General features: G+C 69.0%; 15 protein-coding genes. 7 read left to right on the plus strand and 8 right to left on the minus strand.

Annotation, left to right across the window (positions count from 1 at the left end; genetic code table 11):
- Nucleotides 1–146 precede the first annotated feature (146 nt).
- Entirely contained in the window at nt 147–917 is a 771-nt protein-coding gene (gene rph, locus ACYVKL_RS31270) for a ribonuclease PH (RefSeq protein ID WP_213557706.1), read from the plus strand.
- On the plus strand, nt 914–1,522 hold the full coding sequence (locus tag ACYVKL_RS31275) for a non-canonical purine NTP pyrophosphatase (RefSeq protein ID WP_379167857.1): 609 nt from the start codon (nt 914–916) through the stop codon (nt 1,520–1,522). The genes rph and ACYVKL_RS31275 overlap by 4 nt, the downstream gene beginning before the upstream one ends.
- A gap of 190 nt (nt 1,523–1,712) precedes the next feature.
- On the opposite strand, the gene ACYVKL_RS31280 is transcribed toward ACYVKL_RS31275, so the two are convergent.
- Genes ACYVKL_RS31280 through ACYVKL_RS31290 form a run of 3 tightly spaced genes read right to left on the minus strand, consistent with a single transcriptional unit; the run spans nt 1,713 to nt 3,509 of the window.
- Nucleotides 1,713–2,132, minus strand: a complete 420-nt coding sequence (locus ACYVKL_RS31280; RefSeq protein WP_379167854.1) for a DUF3817 domain-containing protein — start codon at nt 2,130–2,132, stop codon at nt 1,713–1,715.
- The gene (locus ACYVKL_RS31285) at nt 2,129–2,590 is read right to left on the minus strand and encodes a transcriptional regulator (RefSeq protein WP_379167853.1); all 462 of its coding nucleotides are present in this window, start codon (nt 2,588–2,590) and stop codon (nt 2,129–2,131) included. The genes ACYVKL_RS31280 and ACYVKL_RS31285 overlap by 4 nt, the downstream gene beginning before the upstream one ends.
- A gap of 43 nt (nt 2,591–2,633) precedes the next feature.
- The gene (locus ACYVKL_RS31290) at nt 2,634–3,509 is read right to left on the minus strand and encodes an oxidoreductase (RefSeq protein WP_379167851.1); all 876 of its coding nucleotides are present in this window, start codon (nt 3,507–3,509) and stop codon (nt 2,634–2,636) included.
- 167 nt (nt 3,510–3,676) lie between these two features.
- On the opposite strand from ACYVKL_RS31290, the gene ACYVKL_RS31295 reads away from it, so the two are divergent.
- Nucleotides 3,677–5,716 carry an MDR family MFS transporter gene (locus tag ACYVKL_RS31295; protein ID WP_379167849.1) on the plus strand — a complete coding sequence of 680 codons (2,040 nt, stop codon included), beginning with the start codon at nt 3,677–3,679 and terminating at the stop codon, nt 5,714–5,716.
- A gap of 56 nt (nt 5,717–5,772) precedes the next feature.
- Here ACYVKL_RS31295 and ACYVKL_RS31300 read toward each other — a convergent pair whose 3' ends face one another.
- The 3 genes from ACYVKL_RS31300 to ACYVKL_RS31310 form a co-directional block, all read right to left on the minus strand.
- Entirely contained in the window at nt 5,773–6,978 is a 1,206-nt protein-coding gene (locus ACYVKL_RS31300) for an FAD-dependent oxidoreductase (protein ID WP_379167847.1), read from the minus strand.
- A gap of 187 nt (nt 6,979–7,165) precedes the next feature.
- A complete protein-coding gene (locus ACYVKL_RS31305; RefSeq protein WP_379167846.1) occupies nt 7,166–7,831 on the minus strand; it encodes a PadR family transcriptional regulator in 666 nt (221 codons plus the stop codon).
- Between the two features lie 60 nt (nt 7,832–7,891).
- A complete protein-coding gene (locus ACYVKL_RS31310) occupies nt 7,892–8,686 on the minus strand; it encodes a helix-turn-helix domain-containing protein (RefSeq protein ID WP_379167844.1) in 795 nt (264 codons plus the stop codon).
- 85 nt (nt 8,687–8,771) lie between these two features.
- Between ACYVKL_RS31310 and ACYVKL_RS31315 the strand changes: the two genes are divergently transcribed.
- The 3 genes from ACYVKL_RS31315 (at nt 8,772) to ACYVKL_RS31325 (ending at nt 11,007) form a co-directional block, all read left to right on the plus strand.
- Nucleotides 8,772–9,815 carry a zinc-dependent alcohol dehydrogenase family protein gene (locus tag ACYVKL_RS31315; protein ID WP_379167842.1) on the plus strand — a complete coding sequence of 348 codons (1,044 nt, stop codon included), beginning with the start codon at nt 8,772–8,774 and terminating at the stop codon, nt 9,813–9,815.
- Nucleotides 9,816–9,969: 154 nt separating this feature from the next.
- Entirely contained in the window at nt 9,970–10,536 is a 567-nt protein-coding gene (locus ACYVKL_RS31320) for a hypothetical protein (protein ID WP_460773603.1), read from the plus strand.
- Between the two features lie 33 nt (nt 10,537–10,569).
- Complete coding sequence (locus ACYVKL_RS31325) at nt 10,570–11,007, plus strand: hypothetical protein (RefSeq protein WP_379167838.1); 438 nt, start codon at nt 10,570–10,572, stop codon at nt 11,005–11,007.
- Nucleotides 11,008–11,014: 7 nt separating this feature from the next.
- Here ACYVKL_RS31325 and ACYVKL_RS31330 read toward each other — a convergent pair whose 3' ends face one another.
- Nucleotides 11,015–11,722 carry a VIT1/CCC1 transporter family protein gene (locus ACYVKL_RS31330; protein WP_379167956.1) on the minus strand — a complete coding sequence of 236 codons (708 nt, stop codon included), beginning with the start codon at nt 11,720–11,722 and terminating at the stop codon, nt 11,015–11,017.
- 139 nt (nt 11,723–11,861) lie between these two features.
- Here ACYVKL_RS31330 and ACYVKL_RS31335 point away from each other — a divergent pair, with 139 nt between their 5' ends.
- The gene (locus ACYVKL_RS31335; RefSeq protein ID WP_379167836.1) at nt 11,862–12,950 is read left to right on the plus strand and encodes a calcium:cation antiporter; all 1,089 of its coding nucleotides are present in this window, start codon (nt 11,862–11,864) and stop codon (nt 12,948–12,950) included.
- Nucleotides 12,951–12,956: 6 nt separating this feature from the next.
- Here ACYVKL_RS31335 and ACYVKL_RS31340 read toward each other — a convergent pair whose 3' ends face one another.
- A complete protein-coding gene (locus tag ACYVKL_RS31340; RefSeq protein ID WP_213557694.1) occupies nt 12,957–13,151 on the minus strand; it encodes a nuclear transport factor 2 family protein in 195 nt (64 codons plus the stop codon).
- Between the last annotated feature and the right edge of the window lie 418 nt (nt 13,152–13,569).

Consider the following 13,569-nt stretch of genomic DNA (forward strand, 5'->3'; position numbering starts at 1 on the left):
GCACCCGTGCCGGCGGTCGGGTGCCGAACCGATTCAGGCCGTACCCGGTGAGTTACCCCGACCCTTCCGAAATCAGTTGTTGCCTGATTTCGGAACGGCGGGGAGTCTGTGGACGACCCTGCATCCAGGGCCACTAGGCTGTGCGCGTGTCGAAACGAGCCGATGGCAGGGCGGATGACGAACTCCGCGACGTGAAGATCACCCGGGGGTTCACCTCGCACCCGGCGGGTTCGGTGCTGGTGGAGTTCGGGCAGACGCGGGTGATGTGCACCGCCAGCGTGAACGACGGCGTGCCGCCGTGGCGGCGCGATTCCGGATTGGGCTGGCTGACGGCCGAATACGCCATGCTGCCCGCTGCCACCCACACCCGCTCGGGCCGAGAGTCGGTGAAGGGCAAGGTCGGTGGCCGTACCCAGGAGATCTCCCGGCTGATCGGCCGCTCGCTGCGCGCCTGCATCGACCTGGCCGCCATCGGCGAGAACACCATCGCCCTGGACTGTGACGTGCTGCAGGCCGACGGCGGCACCCGCACCGCCGCCATCACCGGCGCGTACGTGGCGCTCTCGGACGCCATCACCTACCTGGGCGCGGCCGGGAAACTGGCCGACCCGCAACCGATCTCCTGCGCCATCGCCGCGGTGAGCGTCGGCGTGGTCGACGGCCGGGTGCGCCTGGATCTGCCTTACGAGGAGGATTCGCGCGCCGAGGTCGACATGAACGTGGTCGCCACCGACACCGGCACCCTGGTCGAGATCCAGGGCACCGGCGAGGGCGCCACCTTCCCGCGCTCCACCCTCGACAAGCTGCTCGATTCCGCGCTGGCGGGCTGTGAGCAGCTGTTCGTGGTGCAGAAGGAAGCCCTGGCGCTGCCGTACCCGGGCGTGCTGCCCGAGCCCGAGGAGTCCAAGAAGCGATGACCCGTCGCGTTCTGGTCGCCAGCCGCAATGCCAAGAAGCTGAACGAGCTGCGCCGCATCCTGGATGAGGCGGGTATCGCGGGCATCGAGATCGTCGGCCTGAACGATGTCGAGCCCTACGACGAGGCCCCCGAGACCGCCCCGACCTTCGAGGGCAATGCCCTGGCCAAGGCCCGCGACGGTTTCGCCGCCACCGGATTGGCCTGCGTCGCAGACGATTCCGGGCTGGAGGTGGACGCGCTCAACGGCATGCCCGGCGTGCTTTCGGCTCGCTGGTCCGGCACCCACGGCAATGACGAGGCCAACAACACCCTGCTCCTGGCCCAGCTCGGCGATGTCCCCGACGAGCGTCGCGGCGCCCGCTTCGTTTCCGCCTGCGCCGTGGTCGGCGACGGTGTCGAAGCGGTCGTGCGCGGCGAATGGCCGGGCGTGATCGGCCGGAAGCCGCAGGGCGACGGCGGTTTCGGTTACGACCCGCTGTTCTACCCGGACGGCGGCGACGTCTCCTCGGCCCAGCTCACCCCGGCCGAGAAGGACGCCGCCTCGCACCGCGGCCGCGCCCTGCGTCAGCTGCTTCCCGCCTTGGCGGCGCTGGCCGGCAGCTGAATCCACGGACGAGAAAGGGGTTCAGAGACCACGTCTCCGAACCCCTTTCTGCTGTTCATGTTCTGCTCGATCGAGGAGGCGGCAACTGATCTCGTGCCGACCGCGGTAACTCCCCGGGTACGCCCAAGATTGTTTCGGCACCCGACAGCCGGCACGGATGCGCGATGGTCGGCGGCTCCCAAGCCGCCCGCTAAAGTCCCGGGGAGGCGGTAATGGCCTTCACTTCCCGGGTCCGGTTGTGCTCGAACACGAAGGACAAGAACGGGATGGTGCCCGCCAGGCAGGTCAGGAACGTGGTCATCGGCTGCCAGCGCGCCTTGATGCCCAGGTCGATGGTGAAGACCAGGTAGAGCATGTAGAAGATGCCGTGCACCTGGCCGATGTAGAACAGCCAGTGCGGGGCGGTGCTGCTGTCGTCGAGGAGCAGGTACTTGTAGACCATCTCGCCGCACAGCACCAGCAGCCAGACGCCGGTGATGTAGGCGAGGGCGCGGTAGCGGGTCAGCGCGCCGCGGATCTTCTCGGGCGCGGCGGACCCGAGCGGGCGGGGCGCCAGCGTGGTGGTCTCACCGGCGACGGGGGATGCAGCGGAGTTGTCGCTGGCGCTCATCCGGCGCTCCTCTCGATGTGGTGCAGACCGGCGTCACGGACCTTGTCGTCCATGTCGCGGGCGTGCAGATCGGCCAGATACCTGTTGTATTCGGCGAGCTCGGGATCGTCGTCCCGGGCGGCTGTGGGGCGTTCCGGCAGCAGGCCCGCCGGGATCTCGCGCGGCGCGGCCGGTTTGGGCCGCCGCGGGCGGGTGGTCGGGGCTTCGTCGGCGCTGTCGGGAACCGGGAGTTCGTCCTGCCCGACTTCCTGCTCCAGCCGCACGAATCGCAGATAGGCCCAGACCACGAAGCCGGCGAAGAGCGGCCATTGCAGCGCGTAGCCGAGATTCTGATAGGTGCCGCCGCCCGATTCGAACCGGGTCCACTGCCAGTACCCCAGTCCCAGGCACGCCGTGAACGCCACGACCACGAACACGATCAGGGCCGGGCGGCGTGGGGGAGCGGACACGCACTCCACGGTACCTGCCTACTACGGGTCGCGTAGTAGGCAGGTCTGCTGATCAGAACTTGAATGTGACCTCGGTCAAACGCTCGGATTCTTCCCACAGCCGGCGCTGCAGTTCCGGATCCCGGGAAATCTTGCTCGACGGCGATGCCTCGACCGGGCCCTGGCTGCCGAAGAAGCGGGTCGGACCCCAGTAGGTGTTCGGATCGGCGTCGGTCTCGGTGGCCGCGAAGATCGAGGAGTAGGCCGCGTGGAAGGGGGACTGGCCCACGATCCGGATGAACGGCTTGGAGATCTTGTCGAGGGGGGTTTCGGTGTGCGCGAAGAGGTCGGTGGCCGACACGCCCGGGTGCACGACGTAGGAGCGCTTGGTCGAGCCCGCGGCCGCGAGCCGATGCTGCAGCTCCCGCGCGAACATCAGGTTGGACAGCTTGGCCTGCGCGTAGGCGAGGTTGCGCTGGTAGCGGCGGTGCTCGTAATTGAGGTCGTCGATCCACAGCTTGGGGGTCTGCTTGTGCGCGATCGAGGCCAGGCTGACGACCCGGTCGCCGATCTTGTCCAGCAGCAGCCCGGTCAGCGCGAAGTGGCCGAGATGGTTGACGCCCCACTGGGTTTCGAAGCCGTCTTCGGTTCGCGAGAACGGTATGTTCATCAGGCCCGCGTTGTTGATCAGTACGTCGAATTCGCCGGTGTTCTCGGCGAAGGCGCGCACCGAGTCCAGGCTGGCCAGGTCCAGGCTCGCGACCCGCACGTCGCCCTCGATGCGGTCGGCCACGGCCTGGGCCTTGGCGGCATTGCGGCAGGCCATGATCACGGTCGCGCCCTTGCCCGCGAGCACCTTGGTGGTCTGTTCGCCGAGGCCGCCGTTGGCTCCGGTGATGACGAAGGTGCGCCCGGTCTGGTCGCGGACGTCACTGGGCTTCCATGCCATGTTTTGACCTCGCAGGTTCGGCGTTCGATGTGCGGCGTCGCACTCGTTGCTGACCTTACTCCAGAGTAAGTTCAGGCGGTAGGCCGAACTCGCCGAATGTGTCGCCCGCTGCCCGGTTTGCCGTGTCGTTGCCACATCTTCGCTGGTGAGCGCCACATACTGGGCCGATGACCGGTGTCAGCGTCACCGCCGACAAGCCCGTCCCGCCGCCCCCGCTGAGCCGGAGCCGAAGGAACGTCGTCTTCGGAACCGTCGCGCTCGGCATGCTGATGGCCGCGCTGGACTCCACCATCGTCTCCACCGCCCTGCCCACCATCGTGGCGGACCTGGGCGGGGCCGGCCACATGGCCTGGGTGGTCACCTCGTACCTGGTGGCCGAGGCCATCGCGACGGCCCTGTCCGGAAAATTCGGTGACCTCTTCGGCCGCAAACTGGTGTTCCAGATCAGCGGCGGCATCTTCATCGTCGGCTCGATGATCGCCGGCCTCTCGCACGGCATGACGCTGCTCATCGTCGCGCGCGCCATCCAGGGCCTCGGCGCGGGCGGGCTCATGGTCACCTCCATGGCCCTGATCGCCGACGTGATCCCGTTGCGCGAACGCGGCAAGTATCAAGGCGCGCTGGGCGCGGTCTTCGGCATCACCACCGTCCTCGGGCCGACGCTGGGCGGACTGTTCACCGACCATCTGAGCTGGCGCTGGTGCTTCTACGTGAACGTGCCGGTCGCCATCGTCATGATCGTGGCCGCGGCCCGCACCATCCCCATGACCCGGGCGGTGGTGAAGCCGATCGTGGACTACCTGGGCATCGCGCTGGTCGCGGTCGGCGTCACCTGCCTGATCCTCGGATTGGAGTGGGGCGGACAGGAATACGCGTGGACCTCGCCCACCATCATCGGTCTGTTCGCGGCGGCCGCGGTGCTGCTGGCGCTGTTCGTGGCCGCGGAGTTCCGGGCGCGGGAACCCATGCTGCCCATGCACCTGTTCCGCAGCAACGTCTTCACGGTGTGCTCGATCCTGAGCTTCATCGTCGGCTTCGCGCTGCTGGGCGCGATGACCTACCTGCCCGCGTATCTGCAATACGTGGAGGGCGTTTCGGCGACCGCGTCCGGCATCCGCACGCTGCCGCTGGTGGTCGGGCTGTTCTTCACCTCCATCCTGTCCGGCAATATCGTCGGGAAGACCGGGCACTACAAGGCGTTCCCGATCATCGGGTGCGCGGTGATGGCGGTGGGCCTGTATCTGATGTCGACCATGGGACCCGACACCGGCGTCTGGCAGATGTCGCTGTACATGCTGATCCTGGGTCTGGGCGTCGGTCTGGCCATGCAGGTGCTGACCATCGCGGTGCAGAACAGCGTCCCGTACTCGGACCTGGGGACCGCCACCTCCGGCGTCACCTTCTTCCGGACCATCGGCAGCGCGTTCGGGACCACCGTGTTCGGCACCCTGTACACGAATCAGCTGCGGCCCGATCTGGAAGCGGCGCTGCGCGAAACGCGGGTGCTGCCGCAGGCCGCGCAGAATCCGGCGCTGCTGCGGGAGTTGCCGGCGCAGCAGGCCGCGCCGATCATTCAGGCGTACGCCGATTCCATCGACTTCGTCTTCCGCTGGGTGGTGCCGGTGGCGCTGCTCGGTTTCGTGGTGGCCTGGTTCCTGAAGCAGGTCACGCTGCGCGACAGCGCCCGCGCCGAGGCCACCGACGTGGGGGAGCAGTTCTCGGTGCCGGACTCCGCCGACCGGCTGGTGCAGCTGGAGCGCTGCGTCGCCCGGGTGCTGGGCAAGCTGCGTGACAATACCGTGCCGGACCCGGGAATCCTTGCGGCGGCGGGCAGTTCGCTCGGTCGGGACGAGGCGTGGGCGCTGGGGCAGGTGCAGATGTACAACCGGTTGCGCGGCGTCGCGACGCTCGACGACATCGCCCGAACCCATTGGATCCCGGCGGAATTGATCGATCCGGTCTACGTCAAGGCGGAGCGTGAGGGGCTGCTGCACCGGGACGGCGACGTGCTCGCCCTCACCGACAAGGGGATCCGGGAAGTGGATCGGGTGCGCGTTGCGTGGAAGCGCTGGCTCGAAAGTCAGCTCACCGATTGGGATTCCACCGATCCGGTCGATCGCGTGCTGCTGGATCAGGCCATCGACAACATCGCCACCAAACTGCTCGACGAGGCCGATCGGCCCGACGTGCTGCCGGTCGGCCGCTGACCCGAAAACCGACGCCCCGCTGCGGAAATCGCAGCGAGGCGTCGGCATGTCGAGCCTCAGGCGCGCACCGGGACAGGTCTCACCGGCTGCTCCCAGTCGATCCGGAAGCGCTGCTCGACGCCGAGCATCTGCTCCGGGTCCATCCGCTTGAACATGATCGGCATCATCACCTGCATGGCCTTGCGCGCGACGGGACCGGCCGCCTTGGTCCTGTTCATCCGCGCCACCCGTGCCGCGACCGCCTCCACCCGGGGCCGCCGCAGCGCCTCGTAGGTGGCGAAAGCCCGTGCCGGATCATCGATGTCGCGCAGGCACCGGGCCAGCTCGATACCGCTCTCGATGGCCATCGACGCGCCCTGCCCGGAGGTGTTGCTGGGCGCGTGGATGGCGTCGCCGGTGAGCACCATGCGGCCCCGGTACCAGTGCCGGACCGGCGGCATGATGTGCAGCGCGCCGACCACGGCCAGCTGGGCTGCGGTGGTCGCCTCGGCGAGCTGCGCGCCGGGCGCCTCTCCGGCGTAGGTCTCGCGCAGGGTGCGCAGCCACTGCTCGGCGGACACCGAGCGGGCCTGGGTCAGCGAGTAGTACTGCTCGCTGGGCAGATTCGCGCCCCACGACACCCGGCCGTCGGGCATCGGCCAGTACAGGTAGTAGGCCCGCCGGCCGAAGGCGAAGGTCATGGTCTCCGGCTCCAGGTCGATCGGGCATTCGGTGTACGCGCCGAAGCTGAGCATGCGCAGGTAGGTGGGCCCGGGGGCCTTCGGATCGACAAGGCCGCGCACGGTGGAGCGGATGCCGTCCGCCCCGATGAGCACATCCGCGGTGGCGCTGCTGCCGTCGGCGAAGATGGCGGTCACGCCGCCCGCGTGCTCCTCGACCTCGGTCAGCCGCTTGTCGTATTCGAAGCGCACCCCGGCCGCGACGGCGGTGTCGTGCAGGGTCTCGTGCAGGTCGGCGCGGTCGATCACGCGCAGCGGTTCGATATCGCGCAGGCCGGGCAGTTCGAAGCGCTTGCCGTTGACCGACATCATGGACCGGCGGACCGGCACGGCCCGGGCGCGCACCGCGTCCCCGGCGCCGATGATGTCGAGGGCGGCGACGCCGTTGGGGGCGAGCGCCAGATTCGAGCCGATGCCGTAGGCGGGACCGGGGTAGGCCTCGAAGACGGTGACGTCGAGACCGGCCCGGCGCAGGGCGGTGGCGGTGACGGGGCCGGATATGCCGCCGCCGATGATGATCGCGGAACTGATGGATTTTGACATGGGTCTCTCCCGAGAAGTGTTCGAAGACTTGCCGAAAGCCCCGATCCGTCCCGCGCGTGGAGAACCCAGTTATCCTGTAGTTGCCAAACTCGGTGCCGGGTTCGCCTGCACGGACGCGGTTCGAGACGGTGTGTTCCCGGGCTTCGGTGGCGGTGTTGCAGCACCCCCGCCGGGGCCCGGTCCGTTGTCAGTCGTGCTGCGTGTGCGGTGTGTTCGCGCCCCCTTCCGCCGCGAGCTCGGCCAGGTCTGGGGGGAGAGTGCCGTCGCGGTGCCAGGCCCGCCAGCCCTCCGTGTCGGGGAAGCTGCCGTCGGCGAGCGAATCACGCAGCGCGCGTGACCAAGTGGCCTCGGCCGCGAGCATGGTCAGCTCGTAATCGTCCTCGATCAGGAACAGCCGCGGCACCGTGTCCGCCAGGGCGGCCAAGCGGGCCCGGGATTCGGCGATGACGGTGTCCAGCTTGGTGATTCGCTGGGTGAGCAGCTCGACGACCTCGTCCGGGGGCAGCACCGACAGCACCGAGAGTCCGGCCATGAAGCGGCGCTGCTCGGGTTCCGGGTCGGCGACGAGTTCCCTTGTCCAGTCGGTGAGTTCGGCCCGGCCGGCGTCGGTGATGCGGTAGATGGTGCGTTCGGGCCGCGCGCCGTCGCGCTCGCTGCCGGTGATCTCGAGGAAACCGTGCTTGGTGAGGTTGTCCACGACGGTGTAGAGCGATCCCCATTTGATGCCCATGTCGCTGTCTTTGCCCCACGCCCGCAACCGCGCGGCGATCTCGTACCGGTGCATGGGTTGCAGCACGACGGCGGACAGCACCGCCAGACCCATCAGATTGGCGACCTTGCGCTTGCGGGCCATCCGGCACCTCCTTACTCGTCTACGAATATACGTCGACGAGTAATGGCCCGCAAGCGGTGCTCAGGCGCCGAAACGGGCCCGCAGCAGATCGGAAGTGGCCTGGTCGGCGGGCAGGAAGGCCTCGAGATGCAGCTCCGACAGGGTGATGTCGGTGGCCGTCGCGAACGAGGTGAGGGTGGTGATGAGCCGCAGCTCACCGCCCTCGGAACGGAGCCGCAGCGGCACCGCGAAACCCAGGTGTCCGGGCCCGGGCTCGACCGGCGGCAGGTAGCCGTCCAACTCGGCGATCAGCGCGTCCAAGGCCGGATCGGGGCTGTGGTTCGAGCGATTGCGCAGGCTGTCGGTGATGTGCCGCCCCCACTCCGGCAGGTTCACCACCCGCCGCGCCAGCCCCTCCGGATGCAGGGCCAGCCGCAGCACATTGACCGTTCCGGTCAGCAGCTCCGGCGCGCAGCCCTCGGTCAGCAGCTCGAACGCCGGATTCGCCGCCACCAGCACGCCGAAGGGCCGGGTGACCACGGCCGGATAGGGCAGATGCCCGCGCAGGATGGTTTCCAGCGCGTGCCGTACCGCATCGAGTTCCGGTGCGTCCAAAGATGATTCGGGGAAGAGCGGGGCGTAGCCGGCCGTCAGCAGCAGCGCGTTGCGTTCCCGCAGGGACAGCCCGAGCACCTCCGCCAGCCGCACCACCATGGTGCGTCCCGGATGCGAGCGGCCCTGCTCCAGGAAGCTCAGATACCGCTGGCTGGTCTCCGCGGCGATGGCGAGGTCGAGCTGGCTCAACCGCCGGCGCGTGCGCCACCCGCGCAATTCCTGTGCGAACGGACTGGTCACTGCCACAGCCATGGTTGTCATACCTCCACTCTGTGCGCGGCCGGGCCGCGCTGCCATTCCCTGCAGGGAATCGTCACACGGCCGCGGCCGGGACAGACTCGGTGACATGAGCGAACAGAAGCAGAACGCGAATGGTGTTGCCTACCACCTGGAACCGCGGCGCGGCCTGACCGGCCTCACCACGGCGGTGCAGCAGATTCCGGAGCCGGGCCCGGGCCAGGTCGTGGTGCGGGTGCGCGCCACCGCGCTGAATCGGCGCGACATCATGTTGATGGACGGCAGCTACGTGCTGCCCGCCACGCCCGGCGTGGTGCCGCTGGTCGACGGCGTCGGCGACGTGATCGCGGTGGGGAGCGGGGTGACCCGCGCGGCGATCGGTGATCGCGTGGCCGGCACCTACTTCGTCGCCTGGAACGACGGCCCCCAGCTGCAAGCGACCTCCGCCCAGCAGTACGGCGCGAATCACGACGGATGGCTCGCCACTTACGCACTGCTGGAGGAGGATTCGGTGGTTCATGTGCCCGCGTACCTCTCCGACGCGGAGGCCGCGTCGCTGGCCTGCGCGGGTCTGGTCGCGTGGGCCGCGCTGACCAAGCCGATCCCGGCGGGGCCGGGTGAGACGGTGCTGACCACCGGCACCGGCACGGTGGCACTGGCCGCGATCCAGCACGCCAAAATGCTGGGTGCGCGGGTCATTTCGATCACCTCCTCCGCCGAGAAGGCGGAGCGGTTGCGCAAACTCGGCGCCGACGAGGTGATCGATCGCGTCGAGGTGCCCGACTGGGAGCGGGTGGTGCTCGAGCTCACCGGCGGTGAGGGCGTCCAGCATGCGGTGGAGGCCGTCGGCATGCCCACGCTGCCCAAATCGGTTGCCGCCGCGGCGTACAACGCGCAGGTGACGCTGATCGGAGCGTTTCCGCCGGCGCCGGGGCAGCCGCAGCCGCCCAGCTTGTTCGGTGGCAAGTTCGTGTCGATTCGCCGCATCGCGGTGGGCAGCCGGGCCGATTTCGAGGCGATGAACGCCGCGCTGACCGCCCACCAGGTCCGGCCGGTCATCGACCGGGTGTACCCGTTCGAGCAGTCGATCGAGGCCTACCGCTACTTCATGGAGGGGGACCCGTTCGGCAAGGTGGTCATCACGATGGATTGACCGCTATCTGGCGGCAACCAGTTGGAAACGATACCCACCTGGAACGATTTCCTTATCATCCGAAATCTTCTGCCTTTCGGCAAATCTGTGTAGCGTGCCTGAAGGAGAAGCTTTTCGGATCTACGGCGTCGGCGTCCGACCGAAGGAGTTCCCGGTGAGCATGGGTGCGGTGCAGGACAGACCCGAGGTGGCGGACGAGGGATCCGCCGCCGGGTCCGAGGGCACCCCGGGACTGAGCGCGCCGGGGGCGATGTCGCCGAAAATGCTGGCCGCACTGATCGTGGTCTCGGTGGGCATGGTCGTCGCGCTGATCGGCGGCACCCTGCGTGAGGGGTGGAACAGCCGGGGTGGACCCGACGCGCCGGCCGGTCCGGCACCCAGCACCACCCACCAACCGGTCGACGCCACATCGCCGTCCCCGGCTCATTCCCCCGCACCCGCTCCGCCGCCCGGTCCTGCCCCCTCGCCCGGTCCGGCGGCCCCGCCGCCTCCGCCGCCCGCCCCGGTGGCGCAGAACCCCGCTCCCGCACCACAAACCGAGCAGTACGTGCCTCCGGCCCCGGCTCCGGTCGAGGTCGCACCCGCTCCCGCGCCCGCTCCGGCCCCGGCTCCCGCGCCGGCCCCCGCGCCCGCCCCGCCCCCGCCGCCCGCGCTGCCCGACATTCTCGCCCCGATCCTCCCGTTCCTGGTGCCCCCGCCCCCGCCGCCGCCCGCGCCCTGACCCGCGCGACGCGGAATCCGAAGGAGGACCGCCATGCTCGGAACCGCCGACGAAATCCAGCGTGACGCGGGCGATCTCGACCCGCGCCGGCTGGGACAGGTGCTGCTGGCCGCCCTGCTCATGGCCGGGGGTGTCGGGGCGGGGATGCTGCTCACGTCGGCCGCGTCGAGCCCGGTCGCCGATACCTCGATCGTGAATGTGCCCCGGCTGCGCCACGATCGCCACGCCCCGGCCCAGCATCCGCCGAATATCGCTCCGGCGGGCCAGGTTCCGTTCGCGCCCGCACCGCACGGCGGGGCCGTGCCCTTGAATCCGGTTCCACCCGTGCCGCTTCCGGCTCCGGCCGCCCGCCCGGCTCCGCTTCCGCCCGCCGCGCCACGTCCCGTGGATATTCCGGTGCTGGTGAACCCCGGGGCCCCTCCGCCGAATGTGCCCGCGCCGCCGCTCGATCCGGGGCCGCCCGCGGACTGAGCCGGGGTCAGATTCCGGCGACGCCCGCGAGCTGGCCGATACCGTAAGTGACGGCCATGGCCAGCGCGCCGCCGAGGACCACGCGCAGCACGGCGCGGCGCGGGTTGCTGCCGCCCATGCGGGCGCTGACCGATCCGGTCAGGGCGAGCGCCACCAGCACCGCGGCGAAACAGACGGGGATGCGCCACTGGGTCGGTGGCACCAGGATGGCGATCAGCGGGAGGATCGCGCCGATGGTGAAGGAGATCGCCGAGGACAACGCGGCATGCCACGGATTGGTGAGTTCGTGTGGGTCCAAACCCAATTCGGCCTCGGCGTGCGCGGCGAAGGCGTCGTGGGCGGTGAGTTCCTCGGCCACCTGGCGCGCGGTCTCGGCGCTCAGGCCCTTGGCGCGGTAGATGCCGGTCAGCTCGGCCAGCTCGTAGTCCGGCTCTTCGGTGAGCTCGCGCTTCTCCTTGGACAGCAGGGCGCGTTCGGAATCGCGCTGGGTGCTGACCGAGACGTATTCACCCACCGCCATGGAGATCGCGCCCGCGGCGAGTCCCGCGATGCCCGCGGTAAGGATGGCGCTGGAGTCGGTGGAGGCGGCGGCGACGCCGACCACCAGCCCGGCGGTGGAGACGATGCCGTCGTTGGCGCCGAGCACACCGGCTCGCAGCCAGTTGAGTTTGGCCGAGAGTCCGGCATCGTGCGGCTCATGCGGGTGCGGCGTCATTGCGTCGGTGGTTCCCGCTCCGTTGTCGTCCACCTGAGCAGCCTAATTCACATTCCGCGACTGATGCGGGAGCGTGACCGGGCGAGGCATGGCTCCCACTTCCGGTGGAAGCGGGCGGTTTGCTGGAACGATAGGGGCCATGGTGGGTTTCTTCAGGAGGTACTGGTCGATCTTTCTCCCGTTGGCGGCGGCGCTGGTGCTGACGGTGACGTGGGGCCAGGCACTGAACCCGACCGTGGCGGTGCTGGTCGGGGTCTGGCTGATCGGCGCGGTGCTCTCGTCGGTGCATCACGCGGAGACGGTCGCGCACCGGGTGGGGGAGCCATTCGGGTCGCTCATCCTGGCGGTGGCGGTGACCATCATCGAGGTCGGCCTGATCGTCACGCTCATGCTGTCCAGCGGTGACAAGGCCGCCTCGCTGGCCCGGGACACCGTCTTCGCCGCCGTAATGATCACGTGCAATGGCATTTTCGGGCTGTCCCTGCTGGTGGGAGCGTTGCGGCGGCGGGTGGCCGTCTTCAATGCCGAGGGCACGGGCGGGGCGCTGGCCACGGTCGCGACGCTGGCCACGCTGAGTCTGGTGCTGCCGACCTTCACCACCAGTGAGCCGGGCCCGGTCTTCTCGGCCTCGCAGCTGATCTTCGCCGCGGTGGCCTCGCTGGTGCTCTACGGAGTCTTCGTGATGGTGCAGACGGTCCGGCATCCGGATGACTTCCTGCCGGTCGAGGGTTCGGCCGCGGCGGCCGAGGACGAGCACGCGGATCCGCCGACCAGACGGGAATCGTTGCGCAGCTTGGGTTTGCTGCTGGTTGCCCTGATCGGAGTGGTCGGTCTGGCGAAGGTGGAGTCGCCCAATATCGAATCCGGGGTGGCGGCCGCCGGGCTGCCGCCGTCCGCGGTCGGTGTGGTGATCGCGATGCTGGTGCTGCTGCCCGAGACCATCGCGGCCGTGCGGACCGCGCGCCGGGACCGGGTGCAGATCTCGCTGAACCTGGCGCTGGGTTCGGCCATGGCCAGCATCGGCCTGACCATTCCGGCCATCGCGCTGGCCTCGATCTGGATCGAGGGCCCGCTCATGCTCGGTCTGGGGGCGACCCAGATGGTGCTGCTGGCGCTGACCGTGGTGGTCGGCGCGCTGACCGTGGTGCCGGGTCGCGCGACCCTGCTCCAGGGCTGTGTGCACCTGGTGTTGTTCTCGGCCTTCGTTTTTCTCGCGGTCAGCCCGTAGCGGCGGTCACGAGTCCCAGCGGTAGACCTGGCCGTCGCGTAGTTCGTAGGAGGTGGCGGGCGCGGTGGTGTGGTGCTGCGACAGCAGCGCCATGACCCGGGTGCGCCCGCGGGTGGTGTGGCCGTTCTCGGTCCAGTGCACATAGGGGTGCACGAGTTTCGCGAACTCGGCCCAGTCGCCGGCCTCGATCGTGTGCAGCACGGCCGAGACCGTGTTATCCACACGCGAGTGTGAGTTATCCACAGCGACAGTGAACACGCCAGGTGCGGGTTGTGCAGAGGTTCGCGGGGAAACCTGGGGTTGCTGAGAGATCACTCGATGCGGCTTCGGGTATCGCCGAGGCTCCGGAAGTCGCCTCCGCGGGGGTCTGCTCGCCGGGTGCCGGAGATCATGGTTATAGCCGTTCCGCTCTGATAACACGTTCTAGAATCCCAGGTCACATGGCACTTCGTCCCGCTGACCGGGACTGACGATCGGGGTAACGATCGGTAACTCAGAGGCTCCAGTCACACTTGATCCCGATTTGTTGTAACTCTGGGTAACCATTAGCTTTGATGGCAGGCAGTGTTGCCGATCACGGAGAAGAAATTTGAAGCTCGTCACCCCGCGTCGGTTCCGC

Source organism: Nocardia tengchongensis (assembly GCF_054781395.1).

Bases quoted from the DNA above. Each gene is read 5' to 3' on its own strand.
- ACYVKL_RS31330 (WP_379167956.1), bottom strand. From the start codon at position 11,722: ATGACGCCGCACCCGCATGAGCCGCACGATGCCGGACTCTCGGCCAAA.
- ACYVKL_RS31335 (WP_379167836.1), top strand. From the start codon at position 11,862: ATGGTGGGTTTCTTCAGGAGGTACTGGTCGATCTTTCTCCCGTTGGCG.
- ACYVKL_RS31315 (WP_379167842.1), top strand. From the start codon at position 8,772: ATGAGCGAACAGAAGCAGAACGCGAATGGTGTTGCCTACCACCTGGAA.
- ACYVKL_RS31305 (WP_379167846.1), bottom strand. From the start codon at position 7,831: ATGGCCCGCAAGCGCAAGGTCGCCAATCTGATGGGTCTGGCGGTGCTG.
- ACYVKL_RS31275 (WP_379167857.1), top strand. From the start codon at position 914: ATGACCCGTCGCGTTCTGGTCGCCAGCCGCAATGCCAAGAAGCTGAAC.
- ACYVKL_RS31280 (WP_379167854.1), bottom strand. From the start codon at position 2,132: ATGAGCGCCAGCGACAACTCCGCTGCATCCCCCGTCGCCGGTGAGACC.
- ACYVKL_RS31300 (WP_379167847.1), bottom strand. From the start codon at position 6,978: ATGTCAAAATCCATCAGTTCCGCGATCATCATCGGCGGCGGCATATCC.
- ACYVKL_RS31290 (WP_379167851.1), bottom strand. From the start codon at position 3,509: ATGGCATGGAAGCCCAGTGACGTCCGCGACCAGACCGGGCGCACCTTC.
- ACYVKL_RS31325 (WP_379167838.1), top strand. From the start codon at position 10,570: ATGCTCGGAACCGCCGACGAAATCCAGCGTGACGCGGGCGATCTCGAC.
- ACYVKL_RS31310 (WP_379167844.1), bottom strand. From the start codon at position 8,686: ATGACAACCATGGCTGTGGCAGTGACCAGTCCGTTCGCACAGGAATTG.
- ACYVKL_RS31295 (WP_379167849.1), top strand. From the start codon at position 3,677: ATGACCGGTGTCAGCGTCACCGCCGACAAGCCCGTCCCGCCGCCCCCG.